General features: G+C 65.6%; 17 protein-coding genes and 1 pseudogene. 12 read left to right on the forward strand and 6 right to left on the reverse strand.

The window, feature by feature from the left end:
* Window positions 1-153: 153 nt before the first annotated feature.
* From ACQP1T_RS08440 to ACQP1T_RS08450, 3 genes are all read left to right on the forward strand, one after another.
* Entirely contained in the window at window positions 154-1,395 is a 1,242-nt protein-coding gene (locus tag ACQP1T_RS08440; protein WP_433759381.1) for a PucR family transcriptional regulator, read from the forward strand.
* 116 nt (window positions 1,396-1,511) lie between these two features.
* On the forward strand, window positions 1,512-1,973 hold the full coding sequence (locus tag ACQP1T_RS08445) for a DUF2231 domain-containing protein (RefSeq protein ID WP_433759382.1): 462 nt from the start codon (window positions 1,512-1,514) through the stop codon (window positions 1,971-1,973).
* Window positions 1,974-2,155: 182 nt separating this feature from the next.
* A complete protein-coding gene (locus ACQP1T_RS08450; protein ID WP_433759383.1) occupies window positions 2,156-2,962 on the forward strand; it encodes a nuclear transport factor 2 family protein in 807 nt (268 codons plus the stop codon).
* 38 nt (window positions 2,963-3,000) lie between these two features.
* On the opposite strand, the gene ACQP1T_RS08455 is transcribed toward ACQP1T_RS08450, so the two are convergent.
* Complete coding sequence (locus ACQP1T_RS08455) at window positions 3,001-3,894, reverse strand: sterol desaturase family protein (RefSeq protein ID WP_433759384.1); 894 nt, start codon at window positions 3,892-3,894, stop codon at window positions 3,001-3,003.
* 210 nt (window positions 3,895-4,104) lie between these two features.
* Here ACQP1T_RS08455 and ACQP1T_RS08460 point away from each other — a divergent pair, with 210 nt between their 5' ends.
* The gene (locus ACQP1T_RS08460) at window positions 4,105-5,268 is read left to right on the forward strand and encodes a sensor histidine kinase (RefSeq protein ID WP_433762093.1); all 1,164 of its coding nucleotides are present in this window, start codon (window positions 4,105-4,107) and stop codon (window positions 5,266-5,268) included.
* Entirely contained in the window at window positions 5,265-5,927 is a 663-nt protein-coding gene (locus ACQP1T_RS08465; RefSeq protein ID WP_433759385.1) for a response regulator, read from the forward strand. Before ACQP1T_RS08460 ends, ACQP1T_RS08465 begins: the two co-directional genes overlap by 4 nt.
* Before the next feature lie 102 nt (window positions 5,928-6,029).
* Here ACQP1T_RS08465 and ACQP1T_RS08470 read toward each other — a convergent pair whose 3' ends face one another.
* Together ACQP1T_RS08470 and ACQP1T_RS08475 are read right to left on the reverse strand one after the other, a co-directional pair.
* Window positions 6,030-6,902: an AMP-binding protein gene (locus tag ACQP1T_RS08470; RefSeq protein ID WP_433762095.1), complete on the reverse strand. Its 873-nt coding sequence runs from the start codon at window positions 6,900-6,902 to the stop codon at window positions 6,030-6,032.
* Between the two features lie 113 nt (window positions 6,903-7,015).
* Window positions 7,016-7,582 (reverse strand): chorismate--pyruvate lyase family protein, encoded by a 567-nt coding sequence (locus ACQP1T_RS08475; protein WP_433759386.1) that lies wholly within the window; start codon window positions 7,580-7,582, stop codon window positions 7,016-7,018.
* A gap of 259 nt (window positions 7,583-7,841) precedes the next feature.
* On the opposite strand from ACQP1T_RS08475, the gene ACQP1T_RS08480 reads away from it, so the two are divergent.
* Complete coding sequence (locus ACQP1T_RS08480) at window positions 7,842-10,067, forward strand: LuxR C-terminal-related transcriptional regulator (RefSeq protein WP_433759387.1); 2,226 nt, start codon at window positions 7,842-7,844, stop codon at window positions 10,065-10,067.
* A 21-nt stretch (window positions 10,068-10,088) separates the two neighbouring features.
* Entirely contained in the window at window positions 10,089-10,835 is a 747-nt protein-coding gene (locus ACQP1T_RS08485; RefSeq protein ID WP_433759388.1) for a thioesterase II family protein, read from the forward strand.
* On the opposite strand, the gene ACQP1T_RS08490 is transcribed toward ACQP1T_RS08485, so the two are convergent.
* A complete protein-coding gene (locus tag ACQP1T_RS08490; protein ID WP_433759389.1) occupies window positions 10,814-12,013 on the reverse strand; it encodes a hypothetical protein in 1,200 nt (399 codons plus the stop codon). The genes ACQP1T_RS08485 and ACQP1T_RS08490 overlap by 22 nt on opposite strands.
* Before the next feature lie 312 nt (window positions 12,014-12,325).
* On the opposite strand from ACQP1T_RS08490, the gene ACQP1T_RS08495 reads away from it, so the two are divergent.
* The 5 genes and pseudogenes from ACQP1T_RS08495 to ACQP1T_RS08515 all read left to right on the forward strand — a co-directional run bounded on the left by ACQP1T_RS08495 (window position 12,326) and on the right by ACQP1T_RS08515 (window position 18,026).
* On the forward strand, window positions 12,326-12,589 hold the full coding sequence (locus ACQP1T_RS08495) for an acyl carrier protein (RefSeq protein WP_433759390.1): 264 nt from the start codon (window positions 12,326-12,328) through the stop codon (window positions 12,587-12,589).
* Entirely contained in the window at window positions 12,586-13,722 is a 1,137-nt protein-coding gene (locus tag ACQP1T_RS08500; RefSeq protein WP_433759391.1) for a 3-oxoacyl-[acyl-carrier-protein] synthase III C-terminal domain-containing protein, read from the forward strand. Before ACQP1T_RS08495 ends, ACQP1T_RS08500 begins: the two co-directional genes overlap by 4 nt.
* 21 nt (window positions 13,723-13,743) lie before the next feature.
* A pseudogene (locus ACQP1T_RS08505) lies at window positions 13,744-16,224 on the forward strand (type I polyketide synthase); the annotation flags it as partial.
* Window positions 16,225-16,227: 3 nt separating this feature from the next.
* Window positions 16,228-17,526, forward strand: a complete 1,299-nt coding sequence (locus tag ACQP1T_RS08510) for a protoporphyrinogen/coproporphyrinogen oxidase (protein ID WP_433759392.1) — start codon at window positions 16,228-16,230, stop codon at window positions 17,524-17,526.
* 128 nt (window positions 17,527-17,654) lie between these two features.
* Entirely contained in the window at window positions 17,655-18,026 is a 372-nt protein-coding gene (locus ACQP1T_RS08515) for a hypothetical protein (protein ID WP_433759393.1), read from the forward strand.
* Here ACQP1T_RS08515 and ACQP1T_RS08520 read toward each other — a convergent pair whose 3' ends face one another.
* Together ACQP1T_RS08520 and ACQP1T_RS08525 are read right to left on the reverse strand one after the other, a co-directional pair.
* Window positions 18,027-18,734, reverse strand: a complete 708-nt coding sequence (locus ACQP1T_RS08520) for an endonuclease/exonuclease/phosphatase family protein (RefSeq protein WP_433759394.1) — start codon at window positions 18,732-18,734, stop codon at window positions 18,027-18,029.
* Between the two features lie 18 nt (window positions 18,735-18,752).
* Entirely contained in the window at window positions 18,753-20,306 is a 1,554-nt protein-coding gene (locus ACQP1T_RS08525; RefSeq protein WP_433759395.1) for a succinic semialdehyde dehydrogenase, read from the reverse strand.
* Window positions 20,307-20,367: the final 61 nt, after the last annotated feature.

Genomic DNA, 20,367 nt, shown 5'->3' on the forward strand with positions numbered 1-20,367 from the left:
CACGGTCGAATGCGCAGGTGAGCAGGGTCATGCCCGGTCCGGTTGTCACTGCACGCCGACGAGAAGAATCCACGGAAATTTTGTCTTCGGAGACAAAAACCGGGCGGTTGCGAGATTTATCGGAAAATGGCTTCGTTGGGTAACGTGCAAGCCATGCCCGTTGTCCTGCCCCCGCTGTCCGGAGACGCACCGATTATCGCCCGACTGGTTCGTCGGTTACCCGAAATCGCCGAACGCATGCTCGAGGCGGGCCTCGGCTCGACGCCCCCGGCCGCGGATCTGCCGGATGGGCATTTCACCGCCGAGGTGCTGCCCGCGATCGCCGGATGCGGGCAGGCCTTCCTGCGCGCGATCCAGGAGCAGCGGGTGTTCACCGGGACCGAGGTGATCGAATTCGTCGGTCCGGTGGCCGAGCGGCATGCCGAGGACCGAATTCCCTTGGGGCTGTTGATGCATGCGGTACACGGTTCCGGTCAGGTGCTCGTGCAGGAGGCCGCGGCGGTGGCCATGCCGGAGGATATGCCGGATCTGATCGCCTTCGGCGCTCGGCTGCTCGATCTGCTGCGCGATATCAATGTCGCCGTGGTGGAGGCGTATACCGATGTGGAGCAGTCGATCTACCACGCCGAACGCGAGGCACGGCGGGCGCTGTGCTCGGCGCTGCTGCGTGGCCAGCCCGCGGAGGAACTGGCCGCTCGCGCGGATGTCGTTCTCACCGAACGCTATACGGTGCTGGCCATTCATATCCGCCCGGACGATCACCCGATCGTGGTCGCCGATCTGCTCACCCGGCGCCGAATCCGGGTGCTGCAGCGGGCATTGGACGGGATCGCCGGGACCAAGGCATTGAGCACCTTCGATGGCACGACCGGAATCGCGCTGCTGCCGAGCGGATCCGATTCCAAGGAGTACGAGCGGCTGGCCGCCGAACTCACCGAACAGTTCGGCGTCGATGTCTTCCTCGCCGAACGTCGCGCGGTGCAGCGGGATCTGCTGCCGCACGCGGTGCAGGAGGCGACCGATCTGGCCGAACTGGCCCGGTTGCTCAATCGGCCCAGCGGGCTGTACGACCTGGACGATCTGTTGCTGGAGTATCAGCTGACCCGGCCCGGTCCGGCTCGGGACCGGCTTGCCGATCGCATTGCTCCGCTGCTGTTGCGCTCACACCTGTTCGAGGCGCTGGAGGCGCATCTGCGGCACGGGTCCGACCGCAAGGCGGCGGCGGCCGAGGTGCACGTGCACCCCAATACCTTCAGCTATCGACTCAAACGGATCGCCGAACTCACCGGTATCGATCCGAGCGAGCCCAATGGGTCGCGGCTACTGGCGGCGGCGCTCACGGTGCATCGGTTCTATCCGGTGGGTGAGTCGGTGGAGGTTGTCGAGGGGGAGTGATCGGTTCTGGCATCGCGGCGGCCGACGCGCGTGCCGGGATGAACCGTGTGCGGCACTGAATCGTGAGCTGAAGGTGGGCCGCCACCGCCGCGGTCACGAACTCCGGGAGTTGCTTTATGTCGACCATCAACGGGTTACCCGCGCACGTTCTTCTGGTGCACCTCATCGTGGTCTTCGTACCGTTGACCGCGGCGCTGCTCGTCTTGTCCGCGCTGTGGCCCGCGGCCCGTCGGCGGCTGATCTGGCTGGTCACCGGTTTGGCCGCGATCACCGTCGCCCTGACACCGGTGACGACCGAGGCGGGGGAGTGGCTCCAGCACAAGCTCGGCGGATCCCCCGCCATCGATGAGCACGCCGACCTCGGCAACACAATGATCTACTTCGCGGTGCCACTCCTGCTCGTCACGGCGCTACTCATCGTCATCCACCTACGCGACGAGCGCGGCCGCCCGCTGGGACGCGTGGTCACCGTGCTGGCGGCCGTACTGGCGATCGCCGCAGGCGGTGCGGCGACCGCCCAGATATATCGGGTTGGAGACTCCGGCTCACGCGCCGTCTGGGGCGCCCAAGCGCTCTAGCACCGAGTACCCCCGCAGGACGACCAGTCTCGCGCCAAGTCTTTCCAGCGGTCGCATAGCCCATGCGTATCGCGCAAGGTATAGCTAGTGCGAGGCGGTGTTTGGGTGTGCGGCAGCCCTGCTATCGGCAGGGGGATTAGAACATGTTCTACCATGTTACGCAGTAGCTAGGAGGAACTGTCATGCCGCTGGATGCCACAGCCAAGGACCTGATCGCGGCCGTCCAGGAGTCACCGCGTGCGGTGGCGGCACACGACAAGGCAGCCTGGGTCGACCTGTTCACCGCCGCGGCCACCGTCAATGATCCGGTCGGTTCGCGCCCGCACATCGGCCGCGCGGCGATCGAACGGTTCTATGACACCTTCATCGGCCCGAACACCATCGCCTTCCAGATCGACCACGACTTCGTCGGCCCGTCGACCGTGGTCCGCGATCTGCTGATCCGCACAACCATGTCGACCGGCGCCACCGTCGCGGTGCCCATGCACCTGCGCTACGACCTCGTCGAGGAGGACGGCGTCTGGAAGATCACCCGGCTGGCCGCTCATTGGGAATTGGCCGCGATGATCGTGCAGTTACTGCGTACCGGACTCCCCGGACTCGGCGCGGCACTGAAGTTGGGGCCGCAGCTGATCGCCAATCAGGGCTTCGACGGCATGCTCGGCATGATGCGGGCACTGCGCGGCATCGGCGGGTCAGGCAAACGGGTTGCGGCCCAGGTGTTCTCGGCCGCGGCGGCCACCGATATCTCGCGGGTTCGGCGCCTGCTCAGCGAGCGCACGACCATCGAACTTCCGGCCGGAACCAGGATCTCGCTGGAGGAATTCACCAATCGGGCTCGAAGTATGCAGTGGGACAAGCTGATCGCCGCAGGCCGCACGGTGAGCGCCAGCGTCCGGCTCGACGCGGCCCAAGGTGTCGCGTTCGTCGAATTCGCGCCCGATAGTCGACGGATCACCGCCATCCGCATATTCATTCACTCGATCTAGCGGTGGTCCGCGACTTCGGCAAGTCGCGGACCACGAAGCTATGCGGCGACCGATCCCTCACGCGCCGCTGCGGGGACGACCTGCGGATCGGCCTCGGTCCACCCGGGCGGGCCGAAGATGTAGCCGAGGCGCCCGCGCCACGTATTCGCGTGGCGCACATCGCTGATCAGCGCCCCGAGCTCGTGGTAGTTGATCTTCAGCGGGTTGTCCGTGCCGATGTTCTTGGTGAGGCCGTAGCGGATGGGTTCGCTCTCCGCGGCGAAGCTGCCGAAGAGCCGGTCCCAGATGATGAAGACGCCGCCGTAGTTCTTATCGATGTAGGGCTGATTCGAACCGTGGTGGATGCGGTGGTGAGCGGGGGTGTTGAACAGGAACTCGATCGGGCGCGGCAGGGTCCGGATGCGCTGGGTGTGGATCGGGAACTGGTAGAGCAGCCCGATGGTCTGCAACAGGAAGATCATCCACGCGGGCAGGCCGATCAAAGCCGCTGGCACCCAGGCGAATCCGCGCACGATGGCGGCCGCCGGATGCACCCATGGCAGGCGGATGGCGGTGGACAGATTGAAGTATCGACTGGAGTGGTGGACGCTGTGCGCGGTCCACAGCAGCCGAACCCGATGGTCGGCGCGGTGCGCCCAGTAATAGCAGAAGTCGGTGACCACCAGCCCGAGCACCCACACCCACCATGCGGTCGGCGGCAGGTGCAGCGGGGTGATCGCGGCCGCGACTACCACCGCCGAGAACGGAATCACATACTGCAGCACCGGCTTCAGGAATCGGCCGAGCAGATAGGTGGTGATATTGGCGGCCATATCCCGTCCGGAGTGACCGTTGGCCGGGCGATCCGGATCGCGGCGATAGTCGATCCATTCCACGAACATGAGTACGGCGAACGCCGGTATGGCGTAGATGAACAACTGCGCACCGATCACGATGGCTCCTCCGCTCTGCTGCTTCAACGCCACGCTACGGGCGCTGGCCTGGGCAAACATCGCGCTGACGAGGGATTTGCGGTCCCCCGGACGGGGGATGCGCCGCGGCCGGCGCCCGGGCAGAGTCCGAGGAATATTGGCTGACGCTGGGTAGGATCGCCCGCGGACGGCTCGACCCGGACGGCGCGAAGGTGGTGCGAACTGTTGGATGTGAGCAGATCGCTGGCCCGCCAATCGTTGGTGGTCGCGGTGGCGGCCGCGGCGGTCGATGCCGCGATGTTGACGTTGAACGGGGTCTTCGCGGTGGCCCCATGGCAGACGACCGCGGTGCTGATCGCCATCGTCGCGGCCGATCTCGCCTTGGCCGCGCCGCCGCGCACCGCGGGTGCGGTGGCCCTGATTCAGGTGGTGCTGCGACTTGCCGAGGCGCTGATGCTGCACCGGCACGGCTTCGCCGCTCGCTTCGCCGATGTCGGATTCCTGGTGGCGGGATATCGGGCGGGCGCCTGGATGGTGGGTCCGCGATCGGTGCTGACCGTGGTCACGATGAGCGCGGGCTTCGCGAGTGCGCATCTGCTGATCAGGAGCAATACCTCGCACGATTGGCGGCTGCTGCTGGCTTCGACGGTATCCGCCGGTGTGGTGCCGTGGCTGGTCGGCCGATATACGGCGGCGCGTGGCGCGTATATCGCCGATCTGGAGCAGCAGGCCAAATTGCGTGAACAGGAGCAGCGGACCGCGCTCGCACGTGCCGTCACCGAGGAGCGCGCCGCCATTGCCAGGGATCTGCACGATGTGATCTCCCATCACGTCAGCGCTATCGGCATTCATGCCGGTGCGGCTCGAATCGCCATGGCCGACACCGGGAATGCCGCCGCCACCCGATCGCTGACCGCGGTGGAGTCGAGCAGCCGGGCGGCGATGGTCGATCTGCGCCGCCAACTCGATCTGCTCCACGGGCGCGAGGAGGACGGCCAGCGACAGCCCGGACTCGCCGATATCGAGGATCTGCTGGAGCGGGTGCGCGCGGCCGGTCTGGCCGTCGAATTCACCGCGCGCGGTGCGGCGATCGAGCTGCCGGATTCGCTGAATCTCACGCTGTATCGCATCGTGCAGGAGATGCTGACCAATGCGCTGCGTCATGGCGACGGCGCGCACGCGCGACTGGTCGTGGATTATCAGCCGAACCGGGTGGTGCTGGAGTCGATCAATCCGCTGGCCGACACCGTGGACGTCGGCGATCCAGCTGAGCACCGAGGCCTCAGCGGGATTCGTCAACGTGCCGAATTATTCGGCGGCGAACTGCGATTCGGGCCGGACGATGCGCAAACCCGTTGGCATACCAGGGTTTCCCTGCCGATCGGAGGTTCGTGAACACACGGGTCCGGGTATTGATCGCCGACGATCACAGCATGTTCCGCTCCGGACTGCGCGCCGTGGTCGACAGTCAGACCGATCTCGAATGCGTCGCCGAGGTCGGCGACGGCCGCAACGCCATCACCGAAACCGCGCGGCTGCGCCCGGATGTCGCGATTCTGGATGTCCGCATGCCCAAGCTGGACGGACTCGCGGCAACCGCGGCGATTGTCGCGGCGGGCGGCACCCGCGTGCTGGTGCTCACCACCTATGACAGCGATGCCAACCTCTACCGTGCCCTGCAGGCGGGGGCCAGCGGGTTTCTATTGAAAAGCCTGCCGCCGGAGGAACTGGTGGCCGCCATCCGAATCGCGGCCCGTGGCGACGCACTGATCGACCCGTCGATGACCCGACGGTTGATATCCCGCTTCGCCGGCACACTTGCCGCACCGGACACCCCGCCCGAGGTAGCACAACTCACCGCCCGAGAACGAGAAGTGTTGCTGCTCTTGGCCGATGCGCGCAGCAACGCCGAGATCGCAGCGGCACTGGGCGTCGGCGAAGAGACCGTCAAAACACACGTATCCCGGGTGCTCGCGAAACTCGGTGTGCGCGATCGCATTCACGCGGTCGTCTACGCGCACAAGCACGGCCTCGTCGCTCCGCACGGCCGCTAGTGGGGCTGTCCCATATCCGATCACTACCTCTATAGCCTTCGCGAGATGCTCATGGGCTATGCGGCAACTATTCAGGAGGGCGGGCGAGGGGGTGTGCGGTGGTCAGGGGACCAGGAGGTTGAGTAGGGGGGTTTGGCGGAGGAGTTCGGCCGGGCCGCCGGTGAGGCCTGTGGTGAGGCATATGCGTGCGGGTGGGCGGAGTCCGGCGAGCAAGGTGTAATCGGGGCCGCCTGCCTGGTCGAGGACTTCGTCCGGGACGAATCCGGCCAGCCGGGCGCTGCCGCCGAGTGCGAGAACACCAAGGATGCACAGGATGTGTGCGTAGCTGTAGGACAGCGGCACCGGGAGCGGATGCAGTCCGTCACCGGCGAACATGCGCTGATAGCAGGACAGCACCGACCAGATCGAACTCCGTTGGGTCGCAACCACACTCGTGGGCCGGGCTGCGGTGCGTGCTGCGTACAGGATCCATGCCGGATCATCGATGCCGTAGTCGTCGCGGGGGAGCACGGTGGGTTCGGTGCTCGCCAGGTCCTCGAAGCGCTTGCACCACCCCGGAATTGACGTCGTGCTGCCGTCCTCGGGGAGGACTACCGTCACGGGTGTGCGCTGCGCTCGCAGGGGTCCCTCGGATAGGGAGGTTACGAAGAGGGCGGATGGCCGGTGCTGCGCGATGAGCCAATGGAATTCGTCGTCGCCGCGATTCGGGCTCAGCGGGATGCCGAGGCAGCCCGCGCGGGTCACCGCAATGGTGGCCTCGATTGACTCGACCCGATTGCCGAGACAGATCACAACACAATCGCCGGCGCGCAGTCCGGCCGCGACGAGATGACCGGCCATTCGCGCGGTGCGGGCCTCCAGTGTGCGATAGTCCACGGTCCGTAATCTGTCCTCGAATGCGATCGCGGCGCCGGATTGCAGTGCGCGTTGGGTCAGCAACATCGGGACCGGGCGAAGTAGTCGAGTCCGAAACATTTTCACCTCACCGCGGTATTGCTTTGGCATTACATCGTCGATTAATTGCTTTATATCGCTCACCTTTTGGATACGAGTGGGTGCGGTATCGCCAATAGCAGGATCCTGTCAGCTCAGCGCAGGAACCACTCTCGGATGACCAGCGCCGGTCTGCGGTTAATGTAGATGCGATAACACCGAGCGCAGACCGCATCGTCGGTGCGGCCGTAGAACAACAGCTGCCGATACGACTCCGACGAGGTGGTCTGCAATGCGCCGCCGATACCGGCCGCCTCGGTCTGCAAGGCAGCCGAGAACGTCGCGGGCAAGCGGCCGAGCGCGATCAGGGATTCGGCTCTGGCATACCGGGTTCCGGTGCGCGCACCGACCAGGTCGACCTTGCGTACCAGCACTTTTTCCGCTGGCGGCACATCGAGCCAGCCATCGTGGTCGGCGGCGGCGGCGGTGGTCTCGCGCTGTGCGGTGCAGCGCGCCTCGACGGGCTCGAGCACATGCGCCTCCAGTGTGCGGGTCACCGTGCCGTCGGTGAGCAGGACGCTGCGGTGATAGGAGCTCAGCGTTGCCGCGGAGATATCGTGCCAACCGGACGGGCGCGCGGCCGGTGCGTGAAAGTGCCTGCGCACCAGCACATCGGCCGCGAAATCGGTCAGCACAGCGGTGCCGCACGCTCGGACCGGCACGGAACACCCGCCGGTGTGCTTTTATGTCTCATGCTGTGAGTTTGGCGAAAGATGTAGTGGCGCAGAAACCCCTAAAGCTTCCCCTATTACGAACTCCTGGCCTATTCCCGATGCCTTGACAGCAATCTCGCTGTGCGGTTTCCTTGGGTATCTGAATGGTGCAGCGACAGTTGATGATCTGCTACTCAGTTGCGTGTTCAGTTGCGACAGAGCTGCCGCGACGTTGCCATGCAATTCGCCTGCGATTCTGGGACAAAGTATGGGAAAACTCGATCCGCCTGCGCGCAACCGCCCCTCGGCACCCACCTGGAAGAACCCCGTTGTCACCAAACCGATTCCGGTTGTGCACGGCGCGACCGGCCTGTCAGCGGCGTTGGCGGACGATATCTACCCCGAAGAATGTCTCGAGGCCGCCGATCGAGTGGATGCGCCACAGGTGTTGCGCGCGGGCGTCAGTCGGCATGCGGTCAGTGATATCGGTGAAGCGGTCGTGCACCGGCTGCATCGAGGTGGGGTGGAGCAGGTGCGGGTCGGCGAGGCCATTGCGGTGCTCGGCGCGGCGAGTACCGCGGAAACGATCACCATTGTGCTGCAGCATGATCCGAATGCGGTGGACCGAATCCTCGCGCAGTTGACCGCGAGCGGAATCGTGGAGGCGGAGCGGTTCCGGCATCGGGAGGTCGGCCGGTGCATTTTGCGCGGTATGCGAGTCGATGCCCGCAGGCTGCTGCACCATCGGGCCGCCGCCGCCCTCTACGACCGGGATGCGCCCGCCGCGACCGTCGCCGAACATCTGGTGCGGTCGGGCGAGACCCGGTACCCATGGGCGGCCGCGATCCTGCGTACCGCCGCGGACGAGGCATTGGCTTTGGATGAGATCGACCGCGCGGTGCAATGTTTGGAGCTGGCCTACCGCACCGCCATCGGCCCGGCCGAGCGGGCCGAGATCGCGGCCGTACTCGCCTCGATCGAGTGGCGGATCAACCCATCCACGGCCACCAGGAATTTCGCCAGATTGCATGCCGCCGTGCGGGCTGGCACTCTGTCCGCGCCCGCCCTGCACGCCGCGGTGCGATATCTGCTGTGGCACGGGCGGATGGACGATGCGCGCGCGGCATGGCGGCTACTGGAACGGGATGCGCGACCGGCACCGGCCGACGCGGCGGCAGCCGACCACGACGAACTCACCTTCCTCCGCTCCTGGATCGCCTATACCTATCCCGAACTCCCACTGCGCCAACAGGTCCCGGTGGCAACGCAACCACGTACCGCCAGCGCCGAAGGAACGCCCTCGCTGCACCTGGTGGCCGCGAATCTGCTGTCTGCCATCGCCGCCGATGCCGGTCGTGCGGCAACGGTGCCGGTCGCACATCAGATCCTGTCGCGGCACCGGCTGGACTCCGGCACCGTCGAGGCCCTCACCACCGCATTGGAGGGCCTCATCTATGCCGACAAATTGGAAGTGGCGACCGCGTGGTGCGATGCCCTGCTCGCCGAATCGGTAGCCCGCTCATCACCGACCTGGCAGGCGATCTTCGCCGGTCTACGGGCCGAGATCGCGCTGCGTCAAGGCAGGTTGGACGATGCCGCCGGATATGCCGTGCAGGCGCTGAATCAGGTGCCAGCGGGCAACCTGGGCACGGTTGTCGGTCGGCCGCTGTGGTGTTATGTCCGCGCGCTCACCGCGGCGGGCCGGTATACCGAGGCGCAGGCGCAGTTGGATCGCGAAGTTCCGTTGAGCCTCTTCGACTCTCGGCTCGCGCTGCCCTATCTGCATGCGCGCGGTCACCTCGCATTGGCAACCGAGCGCGTCGCGGACGCACTTGTCGACTTCCAGCTCTGCGGTTCCCTGATGCGGCGCTGGAAAATGGATCTGCCTGCCCTGGTGCCGTGGCGCAATGATGTCGCGCTCGGCTATCTGCTGGCCGGTGATCACCATCGGGCGAGGGGCTTCGCCGAACGTCATCTGGTTCGGCTCGGCGATGCGCGCGGACACGGCACCGGCGCGGTATCGCTGCGGTTGATCGCCGCCACTGTCGACCCGTCCGACCGCATCGCACTGCTGCGCCAGGCCGAGACGATCGCGCGACGCAGCGATGATCGGCTCGAATTGGCGACGGTGCTCGCGGATCTCGGTCGCACCCACGAATTGCTCGGCGAGGTGGACCGTTCCAGATCGCTGCGGCGTTCGGCGCTGCGCCTTGCGGTGCACTGCGGCGCGGAGCCGCTGGTGCGGCGGCTGTCCGGTGACCAGACCGAGGCCGTCGAGCCGGTGCGCACGACCGCCGCACTAGACATCGGATCATTGAGCTCGGCGGAGCACCGGGTCGCGGAGATGGCGGCGAAAGGGCTGCGGAACAGGGAGATCGCCGAGGAATTGGAGATCACCACCAGCACCGTCGAACAGCATCTGACGCGGGTGTACCGGAAGTTGAAGGTGCGCAGGCGCACCGAACTGCGCTTTATGCTGAGCACCAAGTGCTGAACTGATCGGAGACTATCGCGGATGACCGAATCCACCGTGCACGAGCGCTGGCTGCAGCGCCTACGGCCGCACCCGCGCCCGGTGGCGCGCATGATCTGTTTCGCACACGCCGGTGGTTCGGCGAGTTCGTTCGCCACGCTGGCCCGAGCCGTCGACGGACCGTTCGAAGTGCTCGCGGTGCAGACTCCGGGGCGGCAGGACCGGCGCAGGGAACCGTGTCTGGAGACGGTGGCCGAGTTGGCGGCGGGCGCGCTGCCTGCGGTATTCGAGCACCGCGAACTGCCGATCGCGCTCTTCGGACACAGTCTCGGTGCCGTGGTCGCCTTCGAGGTCGCTCGGCTCATGGAGGCCGAAGGCGTCGTGCCGCGGCATCTTTTCGTATCGGGGCGGCGCGCGCCGTCGGCGATGCGGTACGAATCGGTGCACCGGCGATCGGATGCCGGAATCCTCACCGAACTGCGGCTGCTCGGTGGGCCGGGAGTCGAAATGCTCGATGATCCCGAGATCGCCGCGGCATTCCTGCCCGCGATTCGCAGCGACTACCGGGCCGTGGAGACCTATCGGCCCGAGCCGGACGCTCGGGTCCGGTGCCCGGTGACGGTGCTGGTCGGGGACCGCGATCCGCGGGTGAGCCGGGCCGAGGCCGAGGCCTGGCAGTCACACACCTCAGGCGTCTTCGAGCTGCGGGAATTCCCCGGTGGGCACTTCTACCTGTGGGATCGGCTCGCGGATGTCGTCGCCGCCGTTCAGCGGGAGCTGGTGGTCTGAGCGTCGTCGCTGGTGGCGTCGCGCATCGCGCGGATGAGTTCCTGATGCGGATCGGCGCCGGGTAGTACTGCGGCGACGAAGGCATCGGGCCGCAGCAGCACCGCGGCGGTACCGTCGAGTCCGTAGGCCGCGAGCACCGTGCCGGACGGGTCCGCGAGGACACCGTCGGCGTGCTCGCCATCGCGGGACACGGCCACGGCCGAGAGCGGCGTGGTATCCATCATGCGCACGTAGCCGACGGCGTCGCGCCAGGTCGATTCGTTCTGTGCGTCGAAGAGCAGCACGTACTCGTCACCGGACAGTTGGATGATTCGGGATGTCTCCTGTTCGCTTGCCGCCGAGGGAGATTCGGGCTGCCGCAAGGTACTGCCCGCCAGTGCCTTATCGATGGCCCGATCGATGCGGCGGTGCATGGGCAGCGCGAGCAGCGCGCCCAGCGGCATCAAGGCGAGCGAGACGCCGAGCCAGAGTACGAATCCCGTCGAAGTGGCGACCCGCAAGATCGCGCCCCGGCGGGAGGCCGCGCGAATCAGCCTGCCCCAGCGCCGGAAGATTCGACCAGCCAATAGGTCGGCTCCCGCGATCGGGTAGACGACCGTGCTACCGGAAACATCGGGATCGCCTGCGGCCCAGGCGGTTCCGCAGTCGCGGACCCGATCGAGCTCGCGCTGATCGATGCCCGCCCTGCCGAAAACGCCACGCGCTTCGCGTTTTCCGCCCAGTAGCCACCGCAAGGTGGTGACCAGTGTGACGAACTGAGGTCGCGTATCGGTCGCGACAACAGTGCCCAGATGCCTGGCTCCCAGTGCCCGCAGCCGCTGATCCACCTCCACGGCGGCCGAATACCACATATTCCGGCAGGCGATCACCGACAGCACCTCGCGATCGGCGAATACCTCGGGATGGGCATTGAGCAAGGTGCGCATGGGCAGCGATGGTGCGAGGAACCACACCTGATAGGCCAGGATGACCAGCTCATCCGGTTCCGAGCCCGGCGACGCCGCCGAGGTGTCGAGCTCGATCGCGGCCGCTTCGTCGACGCTGTCGGGGAAGACGCCGAAGAACTTGCCGATCGGCCAGGGAAACGGATACGGCCGCGCCGGTGTCACCGGAACATGCCGGATATGCCAGCCCGCCGCGGCCAATGGTTCGGTGAATGCCCGTACGGTGTCGGTCAATTGGCCGGTCTGCGAGTACGAGAATATGACGGCTCGCTTCGAAGATTTCGTGCCCATGGTGTTGCCCACTTTCGCCGGGCGAATTCGAAAAGATAGCGATGCCGGAAACTGTATCGGTGCGCGCGGCCGCCGGTCAAGGCGTGAAATCTGCCGATAGGGGTTGCCGAGTAGGGGTTGACGCAATCGAATTATATTGTCGGACAATATCTTTCGAGGTGATCACCTTGACGGTCGTAGCGGCCGATGTAAGACTTGGTCGAGGTTGTTCACCCGGCTTCGGGGCACGCCCAGCGCAGCAGATTGGGGTAGCGCATGTCGATAGTAGACGAAATCCAGCGGGACATATTCGACTATCTGGATTCGCATTACGGTATCGAGCGGGACGAAATCAAGAGTCATTCGGCGTTGAACGAACTCGGTATCGATTCGCTCGGCCTGCTCGCCATTGCCGATATTGTCCGGAAGAAGTACGACATCGTCCTGGACGACGAGCGGATCGCCTCGGTGCGAACCTTCCAGGACTTCACCGACCTGCTGCAGCGCAAGGTGGCCGCGCGGGAGAGAGCGAGCCGATGACTGCCTACATCACCGCGACGGGCCGTTTTCTGCCCGGCGATCCGGTGCCCAATGACGAAATCGAGGACTACATCGGCAAGGCCGGTCTCGCCTCCGCGGATCTGCGCGAGATGATCCTGGGCAATAGCGGTATCAAGACCCGCCATTACGCGATCGATAAGAATCAGCGGACGGTGATGTCGAATGCGGCGATGGCCGCGGCGGCTGTGCGCGCCGCGGTGGAACGTGCGGGCCTCGGCCCCGATGAGGTCGAAATGCTCGCCGCCGCGACCACCATGCCGGATCTGCTCGGGCCCGGCCACGCCAGCATGATTCACGGCGAACTCGGCTATGCGCCGATGGAAGTCATGACCGCACACGGGATCTGCAGCTCCGGAATGATGGCACTCAAAGATGCCTATCTACAGGTCGCCATCGGTGAGAAGACCAATGCCGTCGCGGTGGCGAGCGAATTCGCCTCGCGCGGATTCAAGAGTTCGCGATACGCCGAGATGAAATCGGTCATCGAGGAGGGCACGCTCCCCATGGAGACCGCTTTTCTGCGATACATGCTCTCCGATGGTGCGGGGGCGGCGGTGCTGCGGTCCGAGCCGGAGCCGGGCAAGATCAGTCTGCGCATCGACTGGATCTCGCTGACCTCTTACGCCAATACCGAACAGGCGTGCATGTTCCTGGGCAGCAATGACAATGCCTGCACCAAGACCTGGGGCGACTATCCGACGACCAGCGAAGCCGCACATGACGGGGCGCTGGCGATTCGGCAGAAATTGTCGTTGCTGCCGCATCTGGTCGAGGTCGGCATCCAGGAGTACCAGCGACTCGTCGACGCGGGCAAATTCGATCCCGAGAAGGTCACCTGGTATCCGGTGCACTACTCGAGTGAGCGGATGAAAGAGCTGATGATCGGTGAATTCAAGCGCCGCAATATCACTCGGGGCGAGATGGTGAACTGGTACAGCAATCTGACCAGGGTCGGCAATATCGGCAGCGCCAGCATCTACATCATTCTCGACGAGATGTTGTCCGAGGGCCTGATCAAGGAGGGCGACACCCTGGTGTGCATGGTGCCCGAATCCGGCCGCTTCATCATCTCGTTCATGCATCTCACGGCGGTGGCCGCGGGCGGGGTCTGAGGTCGCGCCATGGCTGAGGAACAGCAGCTGCGCGAATACCTGCGGACCGCGGCCCGTGAATTGCAGCGTGTCCGAGAGCGGTTGCGGCAGTTGGAGGCTCGCGACAATGAGCCGGTGGCGATCGTATCGATGGGATGCCGCTATCCGGGCGGAGTCGGCTCGCCGGACGAGCTATGGGAGATGGTCGCCGCCGGACGAGATGTGGTCTCCGGATGGCCCACCGATCGCGGGTGGGATTTCGATGGGGTCGCAGATCCCGATCCGACCCGGACGCGGATGGTCGAACACGGCGGATTCATCGATGGCGCAGGCGATTTCGATGCGCGCTTCTTCGGCATCAGTCCAAGGGAGGCACTGGCGATAGATCCGCAGCAGCGGCAGTTGCTGGAGGTGGCCTGGGAAACGTTCGAGCGGGCGGGGATGGATCCGACCGGCCTGCGCGGCAGTAGAACGGGCGTATTCGTCGGGCTGATCGGGCAGTCGTACGGGACTGTCGACGGTGCGTATCGAGCTTTGACGACCGAGCAGGTCAGCGGTCTGTCCGGATTCTTGTTGACCGGTAAGGCGGCGGGCGCGGGTTCCGGACGGATTTCGTATGTGTTCGGGCTGGAAGGTCCGGCCATGACGGTGGATACCGCGTGCTCGTCGTCGCTGGTGGCTTTGCATCAGGCGATATCGTCGGTGCGGTCGGGGGAGTCCACGCTCGCGCTGGTCGGTGGCGTCACCGTGATGGCGACGCCCGATATGTTCGCCTCGTGGAGTGAGCGCGGTACGGCCCCCGATGGCCGCTGTCGCTCGTATGCGGCCGCCGCCGATGGGACAGTGTGGTCAGAGGGTGTGGGAATGCTGCTGCTGGAACGACTTTCGGACGCGGAGCGGCACGGACATCAGGTGCTCGCGGTGCTGCGCGGTTCGGCGGTTAATCAGGACGGTGCGTCCAATGGCTTCACCGCGCCGAACGGTGCGGCGCAGCGGCGGGTGATTCGCGACGCGTTGGCCAATGCTCAGTTGTCCGCCGCCGAGGTGGATGTGATCGAGGGGCACGGTACGGCGACGGTGCTCGGCGATCCCATCGAGGTGCAAGCACTGCTGGCCACCTACGGGCAGGATCGCGATCGGCCCGCGCTGCTCGGATCGATCAAATCCAATATGGGCCACTGTCTGGCCGCCGCCGGGGTAGCCGGGGTGATCAAGATGGTCATGGCAATGCGACGCGGTGTGGTGCCGCCGACATTGCACGTAGCTGAGCCGACGCCGCATGTCGAATGGGCCACCGGACAATTGGAGCTGGTCACGCGGGCGCGTCCGTGGCCGGAGACCGGGCGACCACGAAGGGCGTGCGTCTCGTCGTTCGGCATTACCGGCACCAACTCCCATGTAGTGCTGGAACAGGCTCCGGCGGCGGATCCCGAGGACGAGCCGACAAGCGCGCCTCCGGTATTGGCCTGGGTGGTTTCCGCGCGGTCGGCGCGGGCACTGACGGGTCAGGCGGAACGGCTCACCGGATATCTCCGCGAGCATCCGGGCCTGGATCCGGTGAATGTCGGCCATTCCCTGATAGTTTCGCGTGCTCGCCTGCCACACCGGGCGGTGCTGATCGGGCGTAAACACGATGATCTGCTGTCCGGTCTGGAATCCCTTGCGGCCGGTCAGGATTCGCCGACGGTGCTGCGGGCGACGGCATCGCCGGTTGCCAAGACGGTGCTGCTGTTTCCGGACTCCGGGCTCATCGGCGCCGGGCGCGGTCTGTATGCCGACTTCCCGGTCTTCCGTGCGGTCTTCGACGAAGTCGGCGCTGCCTTCCCGGAGCATCCGCTGTATGAGGTCGTGGCAGGCGAGTTCGATACAGCCGCGCGGTTATGGGATCTCCCAGAATTCGCGCGAGCGGCACTATTCGGCGTCGAGGTCGGCTTATATGGGCTGATGGCGTCGTTCGGGATGCGGCCGGACTATCTGGTCGGGCAGGGCATCGGCGAGGTCGCGGCCGGATACGCGGCCGGAGTGTACCCGCTGGCCTCGGCCGCGGAATTGATCAGGGCCGCAGGCGAACCGGCTGCGGTCGCGCGGGTATGCGCGAGCTTCGGCGATCCGAAGGTGCCGATCGTCTCCGGTCGCACCGCGGGACCGGTTGATCGGGACGAGCTGCGCACCGCCGAATATTGGACACAAGATTCCGCACAGCCGTGGGATGCCATTCGGTGGACGGCCGCGCGCGGCGGATCGATTGTCCTCGAATTGGGTTCGGGCGCACGGTCGGAGCGGGCGCGGAAGGTCGTCGGCGAGACCGTTGCCGGGGATAGCGATGTGGTGGTCACATCGGCGCTCGACGCCGCGGGATACGGTCCATCGGATGAGGCGATCTCATTCGTGACGGCGCTGGCTCGGGCACATACCGCAGGCACCACAGTGGACTGGTCTGCGTTGTACGCGACAACAGGTGCGCGGCGAATCGACCTGCCCACCTACGCCTTTCAGCACCGAACCTACTGGCTGGGTAGGTGAGGCGTGGGGGATGGTCGACATATCGCGGTGGTCGGGGCGGGTATTTCGGGCCTGGCCGCGGCCCATCGCCTCCGGCGGGCGGGCCACCGGGTCGAACTGATCGATCGGGAGTCCCAGCCCGGCGGGCGGTGCGGTGTCGGTCTGCTGGGGGATCGCCCCATCATGGCGGGTGGTCGGCTGATCGGCCGTAAGTACACCGCGCTGCGCGAATTTCTCCATGAAGTGGGCCCCTTCGCCTTGGAGCCGTATCCGTTGCGAATGTCCCGGATCGTTGCCGGTGAGCTGTTCACCATCGATCACCAGGACCGTCCCACCGGCCTGCGTCACCTGATCGAGGCGGGCACCCCCGCACCCGATGTCGCGAAATTCTCCTACCTCGCCAGTCGCGCGCTCACCGCCGACGGGCTGCTCGAGCCGGGCTACTACACCAAACTCGCCGCACACAGCGACCACAAACCGCTCAGCGAGCATTTCGGACCGGCACTGACCGCAATTCTATTGCGGCCCATGACCGTATGGACACATGGTGCGGAGCCGGAAGAGGTCTATCTCGGTGCGTTCGGCGCTACCCTGGCGAATGTGCTCGACGACTTCGATCGGCTCACCGACGGTATCCAACCGGTATTCGAGGCGTTGTCCCGACAGTTCGTCGTGCGCACTCGCGCCACTGCGGATCGTCTGCTGGTCCGCAGCGGCCGGGTCCGCGGGCTCGCCATAGCCGAAAATGGTTCCGCACCAAGGGAAGAACTCTTCGACGCGGTATTGCTGGCAACCCCCGCGCCCGCGGCCGCGGATCTCGTCATCGACGAATTCCCGACGGTCGGAAAGCTGCTCGCGCAGATCAGATATCTCCCCGCCGCGGTCGCGGTGGTGGCATACGACCGCGAGATCTTCCCACCCGATGTCTGGGGTATCACCTTCGACGACGGCCCGTGTCGGGCGGTGGGCCCGGAGAGTCCGAGCCGCCGCGATACCGTCCGCTATATCTTCACCGGACGAGATGCCCGGCCGCTGCCCTCGGCCAAAACCTTCGAATCCTGGCTGGCCCGATCCGAACGCACCGTCATCGAGCACTGCGCTGCCACCGGCGCCATCCGACGAGATCGGGTAACCCGCACATGGGATGCCGCTTACTGTGCCTACCTGCCCGACCACGGTGATTTCACCGCCAAACTACGGCACGAGATCGCCAGCTGCACCGGTCTCGCGGTAGCGGGCGACTATCTACTCGGCACTTCTCTGGAAGCGTGCTTCCGCGCCGGCACCGCGGCAGCCGAGGATCTCCTGAATCGACTCGCCTGAACACGCCATTGCGCGTGGTTAACTCGCGCACCGGTTCCCGCGATAACCCCAGTGAAGCCCCGGACCATCCCCCTTCGGCCCGGGGCTTCGCCGAGCATCGGGACCTATCGCGTGGCAGTGTGGCATCCGTGTCTGAATCGCCGAATCTGACCGGCCGGGGCCGAGTTGCGTCTGTACTGCGTTTTGCGACCGAGCTCATCGCCTGGGTGGTGACGCCATGGGCGCTGGCCGGGCATTCGATTGTGCTGGCCGTGCTGTCGGTGGTGGTGCTGATCGGACTGCCCACTGTGTTCGCCACGCCCGGCGACAAGAAACAGGTACTGGTCGCCGTGCCGGGGTGGTGCACCGTCGCGCTGGTGGTGCTGCAACTTGTCGCGGCGGTCATCGGCTCCTGGGTGGCCTGGCCGGTGTGGCTCGCCGTTCTCGTCAGTGTGCTCGCGGTGCTCACAGTGCTGGCGGAGCTGCCCCGTTGGCGTTGGCTGTGGCGTGCCGGGGTCTAGTTATCCGGTGATAGTGGCGCGGATGAAATTGTGGTCGGACAGGCCGTCGACCAGCACGACCGCCACCTCCCGCACGGTCGTGCCGTGCACGATCACATGGTCGATGAACTGCGATTTGGCGCCCGATGTGCGTGGACGGGTCGGGGCGGAGTCGGGTGGCGGGTCGGCGACGGTGAAGTCGGGGCCGAGTGTGGATGCCACGGTGGCGCGGTCGATATTGAAGTCGCCGAGTAGCACGGTCGCGCGGTCCGGCGGCGCGAGTTCGGCCAATCGGGTCAGCTGGCGGGTGCGGCGCGGATCGCCGGTCACGTGGGTTGCCACCACGACAATGCCCGCCGTTTCGACGGCGAGAGCGCCGTTGCCCGGATCGTTTTCGAAGGATTCGGCCGCGATTTCTCGGCCCGGTTCGTCGAGGACGATGACGAGATGTTCGGTGGGATCTTGCAGCGGGGTGGTGCCGTCGCGCGGTCGCGGCACGCGCGGATAGCGCAGCGCGTGAATATCCTTGTCGGACAATGCCGATCGCAGGCTCGCCAGTTGATCGCCGCTGACCTCCTGTAGCGCGATGACCTGTTCGGGGCGTTCGGCGATCCAGGCGGTCACCGCGGCAATGCGCGCCGCCTCATCGGGCCAGCGGGTCGCGATATCGGAGCGCCAATTCTCCGCGTGCACGCGATGCAGGACATTCCAACTGGCCACTGTGATCACAGCTCACGATGCTAGTGCTCATCGGCCGGGAAATTTGCGCATGAATTCCGCCATCGGCACCTGCAATTGTTGCCATCGTTCGGCGGACATGCGCGGCGGTGGGTCTAGATCGACCACCAATGCGGTAGCGACCGTCTGCGGTTCGGTGTATTTGAGCAATCCCTCCGGACCGTGTCGGCGGCCGAGTCCTGAGCTGCCCATACCGCCCATCGGCGCACTGGAGCTGGCCGCGGCGACCGCATAGCCCTCGTCGACATTCACCGCACCCGAGCGCAGCCGGACCGCGATGGCCTCACCCGCGGCCGGGGTCGCGGCCCACACACTGGCGCTCAGGCCGTATTCGGTGTCATTGGCGAGTTGGATGGCCTCGTCCGTATCGGTGACCGGATAGATGGCGACCAATGGTCCGAAGGTTTCCTCTCGGGCGCAATCCATTTCGCGAGTTACACCGGTCAGTACAGTCGGTTCGAAGAACAGAGGGCCGAGGTCGGGCCGTGGTTTGCCGCCGGTAATAACCTTCGCGCCCTTGGATTTCGCGTCGGCGAGATGTTTCGAGACGGTGGCGAGTTGCTCGGCGGAGCTGAGACTGCCCATGGCGGTGGCGAAGTCGTATCCGGGACCGAGCGGCATCGCCTCGATCGCGGCGACGAACTTCGCGGTGAACTCGTCGGCGATGGATTGCTCGACGTAGACGCGTTCGATGGAAAGGCAGAGCTGGCCCGCGTTCGAGAAACACGCGCGCAGTGCGGCTTTGGCGACCTTGTCGACATCGACACCGGCGGTGACGATCATCGGATTCTTACCGCCCAGCTCGGCGGAGCAGCCGATCAGCCGGTCGGCGCATTGCCGGGCCAGCACCCGTCCGGTGGCGGAGGAACCAGTGAACATGAGGAAGTCGCAGTTCTCGACAATGGCGCGTCCGACGGTCGAGCCCGAACCGGGGACCACGGCGAGCAGGTCGCGGGGGAGTCCAGCCTCGTAGAGCAATTCGGCATTGGCCAGGGCTGCGAAGGGAGTTCGGGACGCGGGTTTCAGCACCACCGCATTACCTGCCAACAGTGCCGGAATCGAGTCACCGATCGCCAGGAACATCGGATAATTCCATGGTGCGATGACGCCGACAACGCCTTTCGGTTGCGCGTGTACGCGCACCCTGGTCAGGCCGGGCAGTGGTCCGGGAACTCGCCGCGGTTTCAATAACTCCGGTGCCAGCCGCGCGTAATACCGGGTTCCGGCCAGGATGCCGAGGATTTCCTCCTGTGCGCCCCAGCGCGCTTTTCCGGTTTCGGCCTGGATGATATCCAGCAGTAGGTAACGGTTTTCGAGGACCAGTGCGCGATAGCGGTTGATGACCGCGACTCGATCGCGAACCGCTAGCCCAGCCCAATGATGCTGTGCTACCGCGGCTTTGCTGAACGCCAGGTGTACGTCATCGGCATCGGCCAGCGGCACCTGCCCGAGTGGACGTCCGGTGAAAACCTCGTCGATCGTGGTGGTTGGGGAGCCGTCGTGGTCGGTGACCGAGGCAAGTCGACTCAAACGCTGGAAAACACTGGATTCCGGAACCGGCATTGTCGTACTCCTGCCACATAGGTGTCCTCGAATACGCAAACTACAGCGGAAATCGCGGAAT

This window comes from Nocardia sp. CA-135398, from assembly GCF_050955845.1.
Classification (GTDB): domain Bacteria; phylum Actinomycetota; class Actinomycetes; order Mycobacteriales; family Mycobacteriaceae; genus Nocardia.